Here is a 1,375-nt window from a genome sequence, read left to right as displayed (position 1 = left end):
CCCGCCATCGAAGGCATCGCCTACTTCACCGTCGCCGAACTCCTCACCAACATCAGCAAACACAGCCACGCAACATCAGCATCAGTCGACGCGTGGCGATCCGACGACCGGATCCTGATCCAGGTGCGGGACGACGGGCAGGGCGGCGCGGAACTCGGCAAGGGCAGCGGACTCGACGGCCTCGCCGACCGCATCCGGGCCGTCGACGGCCTCTTCGTGGTGGACAGTCCGGTCGGCGGACCCACCAGCATCACCGCGGAACTGCCGTGGCGGAACCGCGAGCCGGCGACCACCGGCCGGTCCGCCGGCCACCGCTGACCGGCCGACGGACCGTCCCCCGGGGAGACCCGGCGCCCAGGTGCCCCGCGGCTGCGGGCCCGGTCGGGCCACCCGATCACGCGCGCGGCCCCGGCTCCCCGGGGGGTGGGGTTATCCCCCTCCCCAAGACGCCGACCTCCACCATGGGCCGCGAGGGGCGGTTCCGGGAGGCTGGGCACAGAGTCGAGATGGATGCCGAACGGCCGCCAGGCCAGGAGGCAGCGACACCGGACAAGGATGACGTCATGGCAACCCCATACCGGCAAGCCCCGCGAAGGCACCTGGCCCCCCTCGCGCTGCGGGCCCCCCTGCAGGGACGGGCCTGGCGGGAGTACCTGTACCTCCTGCTGAACCTGCCCATCGGCATCGCCACCTTCGTCTACACGGTCACCATGCTGTCCCTCGGGGTCGGGCTGCTGATCACCTTCCTCGGGGTTCCGGTGCTCGCCCTGGCCCTGGCCGGCTGTCGCGGGATCGGCGTGGTGGAGCGGGCCAGGGCCAGGGCGCTGCTCCACGAGGACGTGCCGGGCCCCGGCCGGGCCGGCCAGAAGAAGCCCGGCCTCCTGGGTTGGTTCGTCGCGCTGTTCCGCAGCGGTACCTCCTGGCGGCACGTGATCTACACGCTGATCATGCTGCCCTGGGGGATCTTCACCTTCACCATGACGGTCGTGTTCTGGAGCCTCGGCTGGTCGATGCTGACCTATCCGCTGTGGCAGTGGACCTACCCGCGCTACCTCGACCAGCCCGGGATGCAGGTCTTCGGCGACGGCGAGGGGAACAACTGGTACCTGGACACCGCCGTGGAGATCGTCGGCACCACCGTCGTCGGCCTGCTGATCTGGATGGCCACCCCCTGGATGGCGCACGGCCTGGCCACCGTGGACCGGGCCCTGGTCCGCGGGCTGCTGTCCCCGTCGGCGTTGGCCGAACGGGTCCAGGAACTGGAGTCCGACCGGGGGACTGTGGTGGACACGGCGGCGGCTGACCTGCGGCGCATCGAACGGGACCTGCACGACGGCGCCCAGGCCCGCCTCGTCGCCCTGGCCATGGACCTCGG

The 1,375-nt window shown here is 71.6% G+C and carries 1 protein-coding gene and 1 pseudogene; both read left to right on the top strand.

Annotated features, from left to right (window positions below; all coding sequences use genetic code 11):
* Positions 1 to 318, top strand: a pseudogene (locus tag A3IG_RS0104310) (ATP-binding protein); the annotation flags it as partial.
* 245 nt (positions 319 to 563) lie between these two features.
* Positions 564 to 1,375 (top strand): sensor histidine kinase (locus A3IG_RS0104305; protein ID WP_018382311.1); only part of this gene is annotated, 812 nt, incomplete at its 3' end.

It is taken from the genome of Wenjunlia vitaminophila DSM 41686, assembly GCF_000380165.1.
In the GTDB taxonomy this organism is placed as follows: domain Bacteria; phylum Actinomycetota; class Actinomycetes; order Streptomycetales; family Streptomycetaceae; genus Wenjunlia; species Wenjunlia vitaminophila.
Note: the sequence above shows the minus strand (reverse complement) of the source record. Positions and strands in the feature narration are given on the sequence as shown.